Origin of the sequence: Amycolatopsis sp. NPDC051102, from assembly GCF_040682815.1 — a bacterium.
Lineage (GTDB): Bacteria > Actinomycetota > Actinomycetes > Mycobacteriales > Pseudonocardiaceae > Amycolatopsis.
Genome location: NZ_JBFBBT010000022.1, coordinates 71,767 through 86,785, shown reverse-complemented (window position 1 = coordinate 86,785; position 15,019 = coordinate 71,767). Strand labels below are relative to the sequence as shown.

Genomic DNA, 15,019 nt, shown 5'->3' with positions numbered 1-15,019 from the left:
CCTGAGTTTGGATAAGGTCACATATCCCAACTCAGAACACCCTGGTGGCCCCGGGCGTAACGACGGAGGGTGGATGGGCGAGTCTGAAACTGTGCACCCCTCCCCGCCGCCCGAGGTGACCCCGCTCCGGACCGTCGACGGCGTCTCCTACGGCGTCGCCCTGACCAACCGACCCTGGGAACTGCCCGTGGACGCGCTGGCGGTTTCCGTCGGCGCCGGGTTCGGCCAGCTCGCCCTGGCCCTGCAGGACGTGTTTCCCGACGTGGACTGGGACGCCGTCCCCCTGGGCAAGGTCACCCCGGACGCCCCGGCGCTGCTCGACCTCAGCGGCCAGAACGACGGACTGCAGCTGCGCCTGGCCGTGCTCGCCACACCCCACGCCCCGGACCAGCGCAATTCGGCCACCCCCACGGCGATCGCCACCGCGGCCGAAGCCGCGATCCGCACCGCCGCCAAGGCCGGGGCCACGTCCATCGCGCTACCGCTGTTCGCCACCGGCCAGCTGGGCATGGCCACGAAAGTCGCGGCCGACGCCCTCATCGAGGGCGCACTCATCGCCCACTCCACCGTGCGCCGGGTGGTCTTCTTCTCCCTCCGCGAAGACCAGGTCAACACCATCGCCGAACAGTGGACGGCCGCCCACCTCCCCAGGAGTTACACCGTCAACGGGTTCTCCGCCGACGAACTCGCCGGCGGTGTGACCAAGGACCTCGTCGACCCCAACGAATGCATCCCGCTGTCACGCGATCACCTCGAAGTCAAGACCTACGTCTCGATGCTGGCCACGGTGATCGCCGCGAAGGACACCCCGCTGCCGCTGTCGATCGGGGTGTTCGGCGAATGGGGTGCCGGGAAGAGCTTCTTCATGGGCATGCTGCGCGGCCAGGTCAAAGAACTGGAGGGCAAGCCCGGCCAGTGCCGGAAGATCGCGCAGGTCGGGTTCAACGCCTGGCACTACGCGGACGCCAACCTCTGGGCCAGCCTCGGCGACGAGATCTTCCGCCAGCTCGCCGAACCGGTCCGGCAGCCGGGCGAACCGGACGCCGAGCACCAGGCGCGGCTGCGTGAAGGCGCCCGGTTGCGTGACCGGCTCGCCGGCGAACTCGAGCAGCGCAAACAGCTGACCGCGGTGACCGAACGCGCCCAGGCCGAGGCTGCCGCGCTCAAGCTCAAGATCGGCGAAGCCCGCGGCAGCCGCCGGACGCGGGCCCTCGACCTGGTCCGGGCGCTGGCGAAGTCGCCGGTGCTGCGTGAGCAGTACGCCGAGGTGTGGCGCAAGCTCGGCGTCGGCGATGTGGCCGAGCAGGGCCGGCTGCTGGCCGGCGAACTCCGGGACACCCGGGCGGAAACCGAAGAGCTGAGCCGGATCTCGCGCTACCGCCAGGGCCGGATCGCGCTGGTCGTCGCCGGGGTCGTGCTGGTGGCGGGGGCGTGCTTCACGGCGTTCGTGCCGGACATCCGCAGCTGGCTGATCGGCGTCGGCGCCGTGGCCGGCACCCTCGCCGCCGCCGGGCTCACGCTGGTGCGGGCCGCCCGCGCCGGGTTGCGGCGGCTGCGGACCCTCGCCGAAGACCTGCAGAACGGCCTCGACGACACCGCGCGCCGGGAGGTCGCCGCCCTGCGGCAGGCCGACGCCGAGCAGCAGATCGCCGAACGGCAGCTGGCCGAGGTCGTCGCCCGGATCGGCGAACTGGGGCGGCAGCTCACCGAGCTGACGCCGGGACGGCGGCTCTACGCCTTCCTCGCCGAACGCTCCCGCACCGACGACTACCACGGCAACCTGGGCCTGATCTCCACCATCCGCAAGGACTTCGAGAAGCTCGTCGCGCTGATGATCGACGGCGACGACGACGGGACCAGGCCGCTGGACCGGATCGTGCTCTACATCGACGACCTCGACCGCTGCAGCCCCCGCCAGGTCGTCGACGTGCTGCAGGCGGTGCACCTGCTGCTCGCGTTCGACCTGTTCGTGGTGGTCGTCGGCGTCGACCCACGCTGGCTGCTGCGGTCGCTGAGCTCGCACTACGACCGGCTCATCGAGGCGGACCCCCTCGTGCGGGCCGACGGCTGGCACGTGACACCCGAGGACTACCTGGAGAAGATTCTCAACATCCCGCTGGTCCTGCCCCGGATGCCTGCCGGCAGCCTCCGCCGGCTGCTGGACGGCATGATCGAACCCCCGGCCCCCACGCCCGGCCCGCCGCCCGAACCGGAGCCGGAGCCGGCGGCCACCTGGGACCGCCCGGCCACCGACCTGCCGGTGGAGCCCGGCTCACAGGTCGCCGCGCAGCTGGATCCGGCCGAGCCGCCCGCGAAACCGCGTCCCCTGACCGAACCGGAGATCGCCCTGCTCGCCCGCCTGGACCGGCTGGTCGACACGCCCCGGGACGCCAAGCGCCTGATCAACCTCTACCGGATGCTGCGGGCGACGCGGGACCTTTCGCCGGCAGCGGCCTTCCTCGGGGGCGAGTTCGAAGCCGTGGTCGTGCTGCTCGGGACCTGCACCGCGCACGGGCGCCTGCTCGGCCGGTTCGCCGACGCGCTGCTCCGCCGGGCACCGCAGACGCCGTGGACCGATTTCGTGGCGGACCTGCAACCGGTGGAAGACGCCGAGCGGTGGCGCAGCGAGGCCATCGGCCCGATCCCCGCCGGCGAGGTCACGCACTGGGCGCACCTGCACCGCAGCCTGACCGAACTCGCACCGTCGATCACGCTCCCCGACGTCAGCGTCTTCCAGACCTGGGTGCCGCGCGTCCGCCGGTTCTCCTACGTGCTGTCCCCCGGCACGCCCTGAGCGGACCGCTTGCGCCGCAGCAGGTCACGCTCGGCGGCGTTGCCGGTGAGCTCGATCGCCGTCGTGTACGCCGCGGCCGCTTCTTCGCGCCGGCCCAGGCGCGCGAGCAGGTCCGCGCGGATCGCGTGGAACAGCGGGTACCGGGCGAGACCGAGGTCGTCGACGAGCGCCAGCGCCGCGGCCGGCCCGTCGACCTCCGCCACGGCGACCGCCCGGTTCAGCGCCACCACCGGCGTCGGAGTCACCGCCAGCAGCTGGTCGTAGAGCGCTTTGACCTGCGCCCAGTCCGTGGGTGCGTCGCTGTGGACGGCCTGGATCGCCGCCTGGATCTGGTACGGGCCCGGCTGGTTGCGGCGCAGGCAGCCGCGGACGATGTCCTGGCCTTCGGCGATCAGCCCCGCGTCCCACCGGGTCCGGTCCTGGTCGGCCAGCAGCACCGGCGCGCCGTCGGCGGTGGTGCGCGCGGCGCGGCGCGACTGGATGAGCAGCATCAGCGCCAGCAGGCCCTGCACCTCGGGCTCGTCGGGCATCAGGCCGGCCAGGACGCGGGTGAGCCGGATCGCCTCGCGGCACAGGTCGTCGCGGACCAGGTCCGCCCCCGCGCTGGCGGTGTACCCCTCGTTGAAGATCAGGTACAGCACGCCGAGCACCGCGGCCAGCCGCGCGGGCAGGTCGGCGTCGCGCGGGACGCGGTACGGGATGCCGGCGTCGCGGATCTTGTTCTTCGCGCGGACGATCCGCTGGGCCATCGCCGGCTCGGCGACCAGGAAGGCGGCCGCGATCTCGGTGGTGGTCAGGCCGCCGAGCAGCCGCAGCGTCAGCGCGATCTGCGCCGGGCGGGCCAGCGCGGGGTGGCAGCACGTGAAGATCAGCCGGAGCCGTTCGTCGGGCACGGCGCCCTCCTCCACGGGCTCGGCTTCGGTATCGAACACAGCGGCGTGCAGCAACGCGGCCTGGGCGTGCTTGTCCGCCCGCGCGGCTTCGCGGCGGAGGCGGTCGATGGCGCGGTTGCGGGCGGTGGTGATGATCCAGCCGGCCGGGCTCGGCGGCAGCCCGGCCGTCGGCCACCGCCGGACCGCTTCGGCGAACGCGTCCTGCACGGCTTCCTCGGCGACGTCGATGTCCCCGAAGACCCGCACGAGCACCGACACCGCCCGGCCGTACTCGGCGGCGAACACCGCCTCGACGCTCATCCGCGGAACGGCCGCACCTCGACCGGCAGCGGTGCGACGGCGTCGGCGAGCCGACCGCCCCAGGCGAGGGCGGCGTCGAGGTCGGGCGCGGTGATGATGGTGAACCCGCCGAGGTGCTCCTTGCCCTCGGCGAAAGGGCCGTCGGTGACGAGAGTGCCGCCGTCGCCGGCCCGCAGCACGGTCGCCGTCGCGGGTGGGTGCAGGCCACCCGCGAACACCCAGGCCCCGGCCGCCTTGAGGTCGGCGTTGAGGGTGTCGAGCTTCTCGATGATGCCCTCGAGCACCTCCGGCGGCGGGGTCGGGCCGTCGGGCTGGTAGATGCTGAGCAGGTACTGCTTCACGTCGTCCTCCTCGGAACGGGTGCCGTCACCGCTGAGACGAACGGGCCCGGCGCGGATCGACACTCCCGGGCGGGATCTTCCCGTACCCTCGGCGCGTGCCCGACCTGGAACCGGTGATCGACGTCGCGCTGAGCCCGCAGGACCGGCTGGCGCTGCTGGACGCCGTGGCCGCCCGGCACGTCGACGAGCAGCGGCCGCCCAACACGCTCAAGGCCTACGCCCAGGACTGGCAGGTGTGGCGGGACTACACCGCCGAGGCCGGGATTCCGCCGCTGTCGGCGTCGATCGGCGCGCTGACCGGGTTCGTCGTGTGGCTCGAACGCGGCCGCACGCTGCGGCCCGGCGAGCGAGCCGTGCCCGAGGTGCCCGAACGGGCCGCTCCGGCGGCGCCCTCGACGATCGAACGGCGGCTCACCGGGGCGCTCGCGGGGCTGCGCCACCACAAGGTCGTCGTCGACCCGGAGGCGAGCCGCGCGGCGTGGCGGGCGTTGAAGGGGTACCGGCAGCGCCTCGCCCGGGAGGGCGTCCAGCGCGGCCGCGGCAAGGCCACCATGGTCACCCTCGCCGACCTGCGGGCGATGTCGCGAGCGTGCCCGGACACCCTCGCCGGCGCCCGCGACCGGGCGATGCTGCTGATCGGCTTCCCGATCGCGGCCCGCTGCTCCGATCTGGCGAACCTGCTGGTCACCGACGTCCAGCCGGTCGACGACCGGGGGCTGGCGGTGACCGTCCGGCACGGCAAGAGCACCGGCGACATGGTGGTCCCGCGGCGGGAAAGCCCGGACACCGACCCCGTGCGGGCATGGCACGCGTGGCGATCCGGCGCCGGGATCACCGAAGGACCGGCGTTCCGCCGCGTCGACCGGCACGGCAACGTCGGCACGCCCGCACTGACCACGACCGGCGTCAACCAGATCCTCACCCGGGCCGGGGTCCGCGCGGGCCTGCCGTACCCGGTGACCGGGCACTCCCTGCGGTCGGGGTTCGCCACCGAGGCCCGCCGCGCCGGCGCCGACGACCTGGCGATCGCCGACCAGGGCCGCTGGGTGCGCGGCAGCCGGGCGCTGTACGAGTACATCCGCCGCGTCGACCAGTGGAACGACAACGCCGCGGGCGCGCTCGACCTCTGAACCCCGTCAGGGCCGCAGCACCCGGCGCACGGCACCGCGCAACCACTGGTGCCCGCCGTCGGCGGTGTGGCGCGGGTGCCACGCCATGCCGATCACCACCGGCGGCAGCGGCAGCGGGATGTCCAGCAGGCGCAGCCCCATCCCCCGCGCCGGATCACCCAGAGGTGACGGCGGCTCGCCCGGCCGCTCGACCGCCACCAGGCACACGGCATCTCCGGCCGCGGCCAGCGCCATCGCCGCCAGGTGACTGGGCAGCACCACGCCGACCCGCCGGCTGAGGCCGTGTTCGGCCAAGGCCGCGTCCAGCGGGCCGGTGAACCGGCCGCGACGGCTGACCGTCACGTGCTCGGCGGCGGCCAACGCGGCGGGGGTCAGGTTTTCGCCGTCGAGCGGGTGCCCGGCACGGACACCCGCCGCCATCCGCAGCTGCACCAGGTCTTCCACCCGGGTCTCCGGGTCGACGTGGTCGATCGCCCCGACCTCCAGGTCGACCCGCCCTTCGCGCAGCGCGGGGCCGGCTTCCCACTCCTCGGCCAGTACCCGGAGCGAGACGCCCGGGGCCTCGCGCCGGGCCAGCGCCAGCAGTCCCGGCGCCAGCGCGGCGCCGACCAGATCCGAAGCCTGGACGGTGAAGGTGCGCCGCAGTGCCGCCGGGTCGATCCCGCCGCTCGGCGTGAGCAGTGCCTCGAGCCGGCGGACCACGGCGGCGGCCTCGTCCCGCAACGCCTCGGCCCGCGGGGTCGGCACCATCGCCTGCCCGGCCCGCACCAGCAGCGGGTCCTGCAGCACGCGGCGCAGCCGGGCGAGCGTGCGGCTCATCGCCGCGGGGGACGTCTGCAGCCGCGCGGCCGCCCGCGTGACGCTCTGTTCGGTCAACAGGGCGTCGAGGGCGACCGCCAGATTCGCGTCGAGGGTGCTCACCGGCATCATTCCGTTCCGGGCAATGATCGGATGCTGAAGTTCCCATTGTGGCAATGCGGTCCGGATCAGCACGCTGAAGGGGTCGAACCGATCCGATCGAACGAGGTTTTCATGATCGTCATCACCGCCCCCACCGGGAACATCGGCCGGCGGCTGCTGTCCCTGCTGATCGAGGCCGCCCCCGACGAAAAGCTGCGCGTCGTGGCCCGCGATCCCGCCCGGCTGCCCGAGGCCGTGCGCGGCCGCGTCGAGGTGATCACCGGCTCGCACGGCGACGCCGAAACCGTCGACCGCGCCTTCGCCGGAGCCGACGCCATCTTCTGGCTGGTGCCGCCGGACGGCTCTGTCCCACCCGACCAGGCCTACCGCGGCTTCACCGCCCCGGCCGCGCGGGCGTTCGCCACCCACGGCGTCGGCCACGTCGTGGGTGTCTCGGCGCTCGGCCGCGGCACCCCACTGGCCGGCCGGGCCGGGCTGGTCACCGCCACCCTGGCCGTGGACGACCTGATCGCCGGCTCCGGCGTCGCCTACCGCGCCCTGGCCTGCCCGTCCTTCTACGAGAACCTGCTGGAGGAGGCCGGCTCCATCCGGGAGCGTGGCGTCTTCACCGACACCGTCGCCGCGGACCGGAAGGCCCCGCTGGTGGCCGTCGCCGACATCGCGGCGGCCGCGGCCGGGCTGCTGCTGGACCGCTCGTGGACCGGCACCGGCAGTGTTCCGGTGCTCGGCCCGCAGGACCTCGCGCCCGCCGACCTGGCCCGCATCATGACCGAGCAGCTGGGCCGCCCGGTCCGCTACCAGCGTGAATCGCTCGACGACCTGCGGTCCGCGATGCTCGGCTACGGCCTCGACGCCACCTTCGTCGAGGGCATGGTCGAGATGAAGCGCGCCAAGGACCAGGGCCTGGACGCGGTTGCCGAGCGTGGTCCGCGCGCGGACACCGGGTTCGCGCAGTGGTGCTCGGACGTGCTGAAGCCGCTGGTCACCGCGGAGGCCGTCGATGCCCGCTGAACTCCCGGTCACCGCGTTCATGCTGGTCAAGACCACACCCGAGTGGCTGGCGATGTCCGTCGCCGAACGCATCCACGCCTTCACCACCGAGGTCGTCCCGGTGATCGAGGCCCGTACCCACGGCGTCCGGTCCCGGTTCTACGACACGGAGTTCTACTCGGCGCGGGTCACCGACGTCTGGGTCTGGGAAGCCGAGGACCACGCGGCCTACCGGCTGCTGGTCGACGCGCTGCGCGAGACCCCGTTCTGGGACCGCTACTTCGACGTCGTGGAGCTGCTGGTGGGTACCGAGAACGGGTACGCGCACACCTACGGCGTGGAGCCGGTGGCGTCCCTCGCCACCTGACGCGCCGGCCGCCTCACGGGGTCAGCCGCGCGCGGGTGGCGCCGACGACTTCGCCGTCGAGGCGGGCGAGCCAGCTGCCGCAGACGCAGCGCACGTAGTCGAGCCGGTGGGTGACGGGCCGGGCCGCGGTGAGTTCGGCCAGCGGCCAGCCGCAGCGGGGGCAACGGTTCCGATCCATGCCCCGATCGTGCTGTAATGGCTTTGTGCACTTCAACCCTTACGGCGGTCCGGCTGCGCTCGTGGCCGCCGACCTGGTCAACGCCGGCTCCGCGAGCGAGCGCCTCGACGGCATGGTCCGCAACGGCATGGCCATCAAGGGCCTGACCGGCGACGAAGCGGCGCGCATCGGCGCGTGGGCCCATCGCCTGCGGCCGGTGTTCGCCGCCGAACCGGCGGCCCGGCCGGACCTGGTCAACGAGCTGCTGGCTGAAGCGGCCTGCCGTCCGTACATCACCACTCACGACGGCAAGCCGCCCCACCTGCACTACTCGGCGGCGGACGCGGGCCCGGTCGGCCGGGTGCGCGCGTACACCGCGGGCGGCCTCGCGCACCTGGTGTGCGAGGCACCAGACCGCCTGGGCATCTGCAGCCGCGAAGGCTGCGAAACGGCGTACGTCGATACTTCGCGCAACGGGCGTCGCCGGTTCTGCTCGACCCGGTGTGCGACGCGGGTGCACGTGGCCGAGCACCGGGCCCGGCAGGTCAGCTGCTAGTTCCTCCGAGGCGGGGCTTTCTCGCCCGCCACGCGAAAACCGTCGGCGTCGGCACGCCGCCTTCGGCGAACCGCTCGAACACCAGCCCCGCCGCGAGGACCGCGTCCAGCAGGGCCGGCAGCGGCAGGTGGGTGGCGCCGACCTTGTCCCGCAGCCCCTGGTCGGTCCACGACTCCTTCGTCCAGCCGGGCTCCCGGTAGCCGGGCCGGATGACGACGGCCCGGCCGTCGGTGCGGTCGGCGAAGCCGCCGCAGAAACACGGGTGCACGCCCACGTGCACGAACACCCCGCCCGGTGCCAGCACGCGGGCCGCCTCGCGCAGCACCGCCGGGTAGGCGGGCATGTCGGTGTGGACCATGATCGCGACGACGGCCGGCAGTGTCCCGGAGGCGACCGGCAGCGCCGTGGCGTCGCCCCGCACGACCGGCAACCGCGCGGCCGCGTGCCGCAGCATCCCGGCCGAGACGTCGATGCCGAGCGGTGTGCGGCCGAGCTCCCGGATCCGCCCGGCGTGGGCGCCGGTGCCGCAGCCCAGCTCGAGGCACGTTCCGGTGCCCGGCCCGAGCAGCTCCCGCAGGGTGGGGCCGAACTCCAGCGGGTCCGCACGCCAGGTGGGGACGAGCGTCGTTTCGTACCAGTCGGCGATCGCGTCGTAGTCGGTCACCTTTCCCGTGTACCGGGCCGCGGGCGCAGCGGTCCACGGATTCCGCGCCGAGCGGAACCGGTCAGCCGTGCCGGGCCGGCCGGTAGGTCAGCACCTGCGTGTGGCCGTCGAAGGTCCGGGCCTCGAGCAGTTCGAGGTCGAAGTCGTCCACTCCGTCGAAGACCCGGGCGACGCCGGTCTTCCCGGACAGCACCGGGAAGACGGTCAGCTCGATGACGTCGACCAGGCCGGCGCCGAGCATCGCCCGGTTGAGCGTCAGGCTGCCGTGGGAGCGCAGGGGCACGTCGGACTCGGCCTTGAGGCGCCTGACCACCTCGACCGGGTCACCGGCCTCGATGGTCGTGTCCGGCCAGCCGAGCGGCTCGGTCAGCCGGCTGGAGAACACCGTCACCGGGGAGCCGAACATGCGGGTGATCCACTCGTCGAGCCGCCCGTGGTCGAAGTCCGCCTCGAGGAACGGCGCGTTGGACGAGTACGTCTTGGCCCCGAGCACCATGCGCAGCGGGTCGCGGTAGGCGGCGGCGCGGTGGGCCAGGAATTCAGGGCCCTGTTTGCCCCAGTAGCCGCCCCAGTCGCCGCTGTGGTTGGCGTAGCCGTCGAGCGTGGCGAAGACGTCGAAGGTGTAGGTGGCGGTCATGGGGTCTCCTTGGGGGAAGCGGGCCGGTCGTCACCCCTGCCACGAACGGCACCGCCCCGATCCGACACTCCTCCGGAACGTTCTTCGGCGGTCTGCCTACACTGGACACATGAGCAAGCGCTTAGTGTCGTTGGGGGACTCGTTCACCGAAGGCGTCGGTGACGACGACCCCGCCGCCCCGAACGGCGTGCGCGGCTGGGCCGACCGCGTCGCCGAGCAGCTCGCCGCGCGCGAGCCGGGCTTCCGGTACGCCAACCTCGCGATCCGGGGCAAGCTGATGCCGCAGATCCTGGGCGAGCAGCTCGAGCCCGCGCTGGCCATGGACCCCGACCTGGTCACCCTCTACGCCGGCGGCAACGACCTGATGCGGCCCAAGGTCGACATCGACGGCCTGATGGCCGACTACGAAGCCGCCGTCGCGAAGATCCGCGCGACCGGCGCGCGCCTGGTGCTGTTCACCGGCGTCGACGGCGTCGAGGACGCCCTGTTCCGCAAGATGCGCGGCCGGGTCGCCATCTACAACGAGTTCGTCCGCGCCATCGCCGCCCGCCACGACGCGCTGCTGGTGGACATGTGGGCCATGCGGCAGCTGCGCGACCGGCGGCTGTGGGCACCGGACCGCCTGCACCTCAACGCCTACGGCCACACCGAGGTCGCCATCGCCGTGCTGGCCGCGCTCGGCGTCGAACACCCGCTGGCCGCCACCGAGCTGGGGCCGCGCGAGGTGCTGAGCCCGGCCGCGCGACGCAGCCAGAACCTGAAGTGGGCGCAGGAGCACGCGCTGCCGTGGGTGCGGCGGCGGCTTCGGGGCGAATCCTCGGGCGACACGCTCACCGCGAAGCGCCCGGTTCTGGCGCCGGTGGACTCAGCGCCCCTGCCTCGCTGACGGGCGGAGGCCGTCGAAGAGGATCGTCACGGCCCGGTCGCGCAGCGGCTCGTCCGGGCCGGCGTACTCCGCGGCCCGCGCGACCCCGATGATCACCGGGATGAGCTCGCCGGCGACGAGGTCGCCGCGGACCGCACCCGCCTCCTGCGCCCGTGACAGCAGCACGCCGAGGGCCGACATCAGCCGCGCGCCGATGTCGGACTTGGCCACCGGGACCGTGACGCCGGCCGCGGTGAGGGCTTCGAAGTAGGCGTTCTTCGCGCTGGACATCTCGACCCAGCCGGTGAGAAAGGTGAAGAACGCCGCACCCGGGTCCGCGGACTCCGCCGCGACGGCCGCTTCGGCCTCGTCGACGAACCGGCGCAGCCGGGCGGCGAGCACCGCTTCCAGCAGCGCCTCCTTCGTCGGGAAGTGCCGGAACACCGTGCCGATGCCGACGCCGGCGACCCGCGCGACCTCCTCGGTGGGGGCACCGGTGCCCTTGGCGGCGAACACGCTCTCGGCCGCCTCCAGCACGCGCGCCCGGTTGCGCCGGGCATCGGCGCGCAGCGGTTTCGACGCATCGGGTTCAGCGGCGGCGGGGGTCACCACCCGATCGTAACGGGGGCGAAGCGGGCAGCGTGTCCAGCAACCGGGCCAAGGCCCGCGGCACGTGCGAGCGCCAGCCGGCGCCCATGATCCGCCGCGAGACACGCTGGAACTCGTCGTCCGGGTCGAATCCCTCGTGGCTGAGGAACAGCCGGGTGCCGGTGCCCTCCGGCTCGAGCCGCCAGGTGACCGTCCACTGCGGACCCCAGCGGATGCTCAGCTTGCGCTCGGGCTCGACCTCGAGGACCTCGCACGCCACCGGGCCGCCGGCGAACCCGGCCGCCGGCACCGGCTCGGCCAGCAGCTCGAACCGGTGCCCCACCACGGGCTTGATGTCGTTGGGCATCCCGAGCCAGCGTTCGAGGAGCTCCGGTTCGGTCAGTGCGCGCCACACCTTGCCCGCCGGGTGGGCGAGGAACTGGTCGACGTGCACCGCCGCCGGGTCGTCGTCGGTCACCGGTCGTCCTCCTCGTCCAGCAGGTCACGCAGGCTCGCGAGCTTGGTGCGCCAGAAGCGTTCGTACGGGGTCAGCCAGTCCGCGACTTCCTCCAGCGGGGCCGCGTCGAGCCGGTAGACGCGGTTGCGGCCCTGGCGCTGCTCGGTGACCAGGCCCGCCTCCCGCAGCACCCGCAGGTGTTCCGAAAGGCTGGGCCGGGCCATCGCGAACTGTTCGGCGATCGCGCCGGCGGCCATCGGCCCGTCGAGCAGCAGCCGCAGGACCTCGCGCCGCGCCGGGCTGGCCAGCGCGGCGAAGACGTCGTCGTTGACCGGCATCAGCGCGGCACGGCGCCGAAGTCCGACGGCTCGAGCAGGCCGAGGGTGTGGCCGTCGGCGTCCCGGAACGACGTCGCCCGGCCCCACGGCCGCGTCTCCGGTTCGGCGACCTCGACTCCGGCCGCCCGCAGCGCGGCGACGTCGGCGTCGAGGTCGGTGGTCTGCAGCTGGAAGTGCTGCGGCCCGCCGCCGGCGCCGGTGACCTGCTGGTCGGTCAGGACGATCCCGGTCTTGGCCCCCTTCGGCGCGACCAGCACGAACCGGCCGCCCTCGGGCGTGCGGCGGTCGACGAGCGCTTCGAAACCGAGCTTGCCGACGTAGAAGTCCCGCGCGCGGGCGTGGTCGGCGACCGGCAGGGTCAGGAACTGCACGTGGGTGATCGTCATGCCGCCGACATTACGTAGGATATCTCCTACGCGTCAAGGGGGTCGCCGAACCAGCGTTCGAGGGCCGCCCGCAGGGCTTTGCGCTCCGTGTCGTCCGGCGTGGCCGAGCTGGAGGCCCAGGCCACGTACCCGTCGGGCCGGATCAGCAGCGCGGTCACCTCGTCCGGCACCGTGCCGGGGACGAGGTCGACCCGGTCGTGCCAGCCGCGCAGCTCGTCACCGAGGGAGCCGGTGAAGTCCAGCAGCAAGGGCCGGGCGGTGCGGGTCAGCTCGGCGAGCCGGGTCCCGTCGGCCAGCATGAGGTCCGGGGCCCAGCGGCCGTCCAGCGGGTGGTCGGTGGCCGGTGCGTACCGGACGTCGGCGCCGGACATGAGGTCCGCGATGTGCTGCACCGTGCTCGGCAGCCGCAACAGCTCGCCGAACAACTCGCGCAGCGCCGTGACATCGCCGCCCGGGACGATGAGCGCGGACTGGGCCTGGGTGTGCATGACCACCCGCTCGGCGACCGGACGGCGTTCGCTCTCATAGGTGTCGAGCAGGCCCGCCGGCGCCCACCCGCGCAGCGTGGCGGCGAGTTTCCAGCCGAGACCGACGGCGTCCTGCAGGCCGAGGTTGAGGCCGGGGCCGCCGATCGCGGAGTGGACGTGCGCGGCGTCGCCGACCAGCAGAACGCGCCCTTCGCGGAACTTCTCGGCCAGCCGCGTGTTGCGCCCGCGCAACCGCCGCAGCAGGTGCGGCCCCGCCCCTTCTGGCTCGCCGATCGGCAGGTCGAACCCGAGGACGCGCCGGATGCTCGCGCGCACCTCGCCGAGGGACATCGGCGGTTCGTCGTCGGACCCTTCGTCGTCAGTCCACTCCATCGCGGTGACGAGGGTGCCGGCCGGGAACGGCGCGTAGGCGAACAGGCCGGTTTCGGTGCGGTAGTGGAAGAAGGGCGGGATCACGCCGCGGCCCGGTATCCGCAGCCCGCCGGATTCGGGGTCGACGAACTCCGCCGGCACGGTCGCGTTCGCGGAGTGGGACACGGTGCGATCTTCGGTGACACCGGGGAAGCCGATGCCGGCGAGCTTGCGGGTCACGCTGCGGCCGCCGTCGGCGCCGACGTGGTACCGGGCCTGCAGCCGGTAGGGCCCGCCGGGACCGGTGACCTCGAGGGCGACCGCGTCGGCGTCCTGGGTGAGGCCGGTGAGCTCGTGCCCGCGCCGGATCTCGACGCCGAGTTCGGCGGCGCGTTCCTCGAGCACCGCCGCGATGCGGCGTTGCGGGACGCCGAGGATGTGGAGCGGATTGCGCTCGGCGAGGGTGAGGTCCAGGTGCATCGCGCCGAAGACGAAGCCCGGCACGGGTGGCCCGATCGGCCCGGCGAGGCGTTCGTGCAGGCCGCGGCGGTCGATGAGGCGGACGACCTGGCCGACGAGGCCGTTGGCGCGGTTTTCGGTGGTCGGCTCGGGCAGCCGCTCCAGCACCAGCGGGCGGATCCCGGCGAGGGCCAGTTCGCAGGCGAGCATGAGGCCGTTGGGGCCGGCTCCGGCGATGACGACGTCTTCCATGGCGGAACTCCTTGCGGTGGCGGGAAAATGGGCATGCCGAAGAAGCCCGGGGTACGCGGGCGTGGTCCGGCGGGGGTCTAGCGCGGGTCGGGCAGGCCGGCGGCGAGCCGGCCGAACACGTCCCGCAGGATGTCCTCGAGGGACTGCGACGGCTCGGCGACGAGCCACTGCTGGGTGACGACGTTGAGCGCGGCGCCGACGACACCGGCGACGAGCCGCGGGTAGACGTCCCGGCCGACGTCGGTGCCGGTGCGTTCGGCGACGACGAGCGCGAACTCGGCTTCGGCCGCCGCGCCGGCCTTCTGGAACTCGCCCTGCAGCGTGGGTTCGGCGACCATCAGCCGCAGTCCTTCCACCCACGCCTGGTCGGGCACCCGCGTGTCGGGTACCGGCTCGCCGAGGGCGAACCCTTGGAGCGCGGCCTGGGTGATCGCGTCCCAGATCGGCTCGCCGGCGGGCCGGGCGCGCAGCGCGGCGGCGATCGCGCGGGCCCGGTCGTGGTGGCGGGCCACGATGGCCTCGCCCTTGCTGCCGAAGTAGTTGCTGAAGGTCCGGGTGGACACCCCGGCTTCGGCGGCGATGTCCTCGATCCGGACGTTGTCGAGCCCGCGTTCGACGGTCAGCCGGATCGCCGCCCAGCTCAGCGCGATGCGCGTTTCGTGCTTCTTGCGCTCCCGGAGCCCGGCGCGGTCGCTGTCCATGTCTTCACCGTACCGAAGTTTGCAGAATCTGCAAAGTTGCCTAGTCGGCAAGTTTCGTCGAAGGTGCGCCGGCGAGGAAAGCTTCGTAGCGGGCGGCCGCGTCGCTGTCGACGGCCGGCTGGGCGTTGCTGTAGCGGCCGTCGGTGCGGTCCCGCTTCGGTCCGGACAGCCAGAATCGCTCGCCGGTCTCGACGTCGATGAAGTTGGCGTCCCACAGCCCCGGCCACCGGCGCAGCTCACGGCCGTGCACGTACGCGGTCCGCCACGTCTTGGAGAACCGCACCCAGGCGATCCACGACGGACCCCGGTCGGTGTCGTAGCCCGTCTTGAGCTGGAGGTACATGATCCGGCGCGGCATGCCCCGAGGGTAGGCACCACGGGCCC

The 15,019-nt window shown here is 73.4% G+C and carries 19 protein-coding genes; 6 read left to right on the top strand and 13 right to left on the bottom strand.

Annotated features, from left to right (window positions below; all coding sequences use genetic code 11):
* The first annotated feature begins 73 nt into the window (after nt 1-73).
* Nucleotides 74-2,794, top strand: coding sequence for a P-loop NTPase fold protein (locus AB0M93_RS39440; RefSeq protein ID WP_364284199.1), 2,721 nt, complete (start codon nt 74-76; stop codon nt 2,792-2,794).
* Here AB0M93_RS39440 and AB0M93_RS39435 read toward each other — a convergent pair.
* Nucleotides 2,767-3,987: an RNA polymerase sigma factor gene (locus tag AB0M93_RS39435; RefSeq protein WP_364284196.1), complete on the bottom strand. Its 1,221-nt coding sequence runs from the start codon at nt 3,985-3,987 to the stop codon at nt 2,767-2,769. The genes AB0M93_RS39440 and AB0M93_RS39435 overlap by 28 nt on opposite strands.
* Nucleotides 3,984-4,328, bottom strand: a complete 345-nt coding sequence (locus tag AB0M93_RS39430) for a YciI family protein (RefSeq protein WP_364284194.1) — start codon at nt 4,326-4,328, stop codon at nt 3,984-3,986. The genes AB0M93_RS39435 and AB0M93_RS39430 overlap by 4 nt, the downstream gene beginning before the upstream one ends.
* Before the next feature lie 95 nt (nt 4,329-4,423).
* On the opposite strand from AB0M93_RS39430, the gene AB0M93_RS39425 reads away from it, so the two are divergent.
* Nucleotides 4,424-5,458: a site-specific integrase gene (locus tag AB0M93_RS39425; RefSeq protein ID WP_364284191.1), complete on the top strand. Its 1,035-nt coding sequence runs from the start codon at nt 4,424-4,426 to the stop codon at nt 5,456-5,458.
* A 6-nt stretch (nt 5,459-5,464) separates the two neighbouring features.
* Here the strand turns inward: AB0M93_RS39425 and AB0M93_RS39420 are convergent, their stop codons facing one another.
* On the bottom strand, nt 5,465-6,385 hold the full coding sequence (locus AB0M93_RS39420) for a LysR family transcriptional regulator (RefSeq protein WP_364284188.1): 921 nt from the start codon (nt 6,383-6,385) through the stop codon (nt 5,465-5,467).
* Nucleotides 6,386-6,490: 105 nt separating this feature from the next.
* Between AB0M93_RS39420 and AB0M93_RS39415 the strand changes: the two genes are divergently transcribed.
* Together AB0M93_RS39415 and AB0M93_RS39410 are read left to right on the top strand one after the other, a co-directional pair.
* Nucleotides 6,491-7,390 (top strand): NAD(P)H-binding protein, encoded by a 900-nt coding sequence (locus AB0M93_RS39415; protein WP_364284185.1) that lies wholly within the window; start codon nt 6,491-6,493, stop codon nt 7,388-7,390.
* Nucleotides 7,380-7,736: a darcynin family protein gene (locus AB0M93_RS39410; protein WP_364284182.1), complete on the top strand. Its 357-nt coding sequence runs from the start codon at nt 7,380-7,382 to the stop codon at nt 7,734-7,736. The genes AB0M93_RS39415 and AB0M93_RS39410 overlap by 11 nt, the downstream gene beginning before the upstream one ends.
* Before the next feature lie 13 nt (nt 7,737-7,749).
* Here the strand turns inward: AB0M93_RS39410 and AB0M93_RS39405 are convergent, their stop codons facing one another.
* Nucleotides 7,750-7,914 carry a hypothetical protein gene (locus AB0M93_RS39405; protein WP_354826453.1) on the bottom strand — a complete coding sequence of 55 codons (165 nt, stop codon included), beginning with the start codon at nt 7,912-7,914 and terminating at the stop codon, nt 7,750-7,752.
* 25 nt (nt 7,915-7,939) lie between these two features.
* Here AB0M93_RS39405 and AB0M93_RS39400 point away from each other — a divergent pair, with 25 nt between their 5' ends.
* Entirely contained in the window at nt 7,940-8,449 is a 510-nt protein-coding gene (locus AB0M93_RS39400) for a CGNR zinc finger domain-containing protein (RefSeq protein WP_364284179.1), read from the top strand.
* Here AB0M93_RS39400 and AB0M93_RS39395 read toward each other — a convergent pair.
* On the bottom strand, nt 8,439-9,113 hold the full coding sequence (locus AB0M93_RS39395) for a class I SAM-dependent methyltransferase (RefSeq protein ID WP_364284176.1): 675 nt from the start codon (nt 9,111-9,113) through the stop codon (nt 8,439-8,441). The two genes, AB0M93_RS39400 and AB0M93_RS39395, sit on opposite strands and share 11 nt — an antisense overlap.
* A gap of 61 nt (nt 9,114-9,174) precedes the next feature.
* On the bottom strand, nt 9,175-9,750 hold the full coding sequence (locus tag AB0M93_RS39390) for a dihydrofolate reductase family protein (RefSeq protein ID WP_364284174.1): 576 nt from the start codon (nt 9,748-9,750) through the stop codon (nt 9,175-9,177).
* 109 nt (nt 9,751-9,859) lie between these two features.
* Between AB0M93_RS39390 and AB0M93_RS39385 the strand changes: the two genes are divergently transcribed.
* The gene (locus tag AB0M93_RS39385; protein WP_364284171.1) at nt 9,860-10,636 is read left to right on the top strand and encodes an SGNH/GDSL hydrolase family protein; all 777 of its coding nucleotides are present in this window, start codon (nt 9,860-9,862) and stop codon (nt 10,634-10,636) included.
* Here AB0M93_RS39385 and AB0M93_RS39380 read toward each other — a convergent pair.
* The 7 genes from AB0M93_RS39380 to AB0M93_RS39350 all read right to left on the bottom strand — a co-directional run bounded on the left by AB0M93_RS39380 (nt 10,616) and on the right by AB0M93_RS39350 (nt 14,993).
* Nucleotides 10,616-11,224, bottom strand: coding sequence for a TetR/AcrR family transcriptional regulator (locus AB0M93_RS39380; RefSeq protein WP_364284168.1), 609 nt, complete (start codon nt 11,222-11,224; stop codon nt 10,616-10,618). The genes AB0M93_RS39385 and AB0M93_RS39380 overlap by 21 nt on opposite strands.
* Entirely contained in the window at nt 11,205-11,681 is a 477-nt protein-coding gene (locus AB0M93_RS39375; RefSeq protein WP_364284165.1) for an SRPBCC domain-containing protein, read from the bottom strand. The genes AB0M93_RS39380 and AB0M93_RS39375 overlap by 20 nt, the downstream gene beginning before the upstream one ends.
* Complete coding sequence (locus tag AB0M93_RS39370; protein WP_364284163.1) at nt 11,678-11,998, bottom strand: metalloregulator ArsR/SmtB family transcription factor; 321 nt, start codon at nt 11,996-11,998, stop codon at nt 11,678-11,680. The genes AB0M93_RS39375 and AB0M93_RS39370 overlap by 4 nt, the downstream gene beginning before the upstream one ends.
* Nucleotides 11,998-12,384: a VOC family protein gene (locus AB0M93_RS39365; protein ID WP_364284160.1), complete on the bottom strand. Its 387-nt coding sequence runs from the start codon at nt 12,382-12,384 to the stop codon at nt 11,998-12,000. Before AB0M93_RS39365 ends, AB0M93_RS39370 begins: the two co-directional genes overlap by 1 nt.
* Nucleotides 12,385-12,410: 26 nt before the next feature.
* Nucleotides 12,411-13,934 carry an FAD-dependent monooxygenase gene (locus tag AB0M93_RS39360; protein WP_364284157.1) on the bottom strand — a complete coding sequence of 508 codons (1,524 nt, stop codon included), beginning with the start codon at nt 13,932-13,934 and terminating at the stop codon, nt 12,411-12,413.
* Nucleotides 13,935-14,011: 77 nt separating this feature from the next.
* On the bottom strand, nt 14,012-14,635 hold the full coding sequence (locus AB0M93_RS39355; RefSeq protein WP_364284154.1) for a TetR family transcriptional regulator: 624 nt from the start codon (nt 14,633-14,635) through the stop codon (nt 14,012-14,014).
* Between the two features lie 40 nt (nt 14,636-14,675).
* On the bottom strand, nt 14,676-14,993 hold the full coding sequence (locus tag AB0M93_RS39350) for a hypothetical protein (RefSeq protein ID WP_364284152.1): 318 nt from the start codon (nt 14,991-14,993) through the stop codon (nt 14,676-14,678).
* Between the last annotated feature and the right edge of the window lie 26 nt (nt 14,994-15,019).